The sequence below is a fragment of the Alkalibacterium sp. MB6 genome (assembly GCF_009935905.1).
In the GTDB taxonomy this organism is placed as follows: domain Bacteria; phylum Bacillota; class Bacilli; order Lactobacillales; family Carnobacteriaceae_A; genus Alkalibacterium.
This window is the reverse complement of sequence record NZ_PREX01000088.1, coordinates 1-321: the sequence shown is the minus strand read 5'-3', so window position 1 is coordinate 321 and position 321 is coordinate 1. Positions and strand designations below refer to the sequence as shown.

1 pseudogene is annotated in these 321 nt (G+C 52.3%); it reads right to left on the bottom strand.

The annotated features are described in order from the left end of the window. Positions 1-321 (bottom strand): annotated as a pseudogene (locus C3945_RS11795) (aconitate hydratase); the annotation flags it as partial.

Genomic DNA, 321 nt, shown 5'->3' with positions numbered 1-321 from the left:
CCTGCAAGACGCACACCTTTCGCCGCCCAGTCACGGCTTGAACCCTGACCGTAGTCAGCACCCGCGATAATGATCAACGGTTGCTTACGGTTCATGTAGGTTTCAATCGCTTCCCACATACGCATCACTTCGCCTTCTGGCTCGACACGCGCTTTTGAACCCTGCTTAATGGTGCCATCGGAACGGACTACCATTTCATTAAACAGTTTCGGGTTGGCAAAGGTTGCACGTTGTGCCGTTAAATGGTCACCACGATGGGTTGCGTACGAGTTGAAGTCTTCTTCAGGTACACCCATTTTGTGCAGGTATTCACCCGCAGCC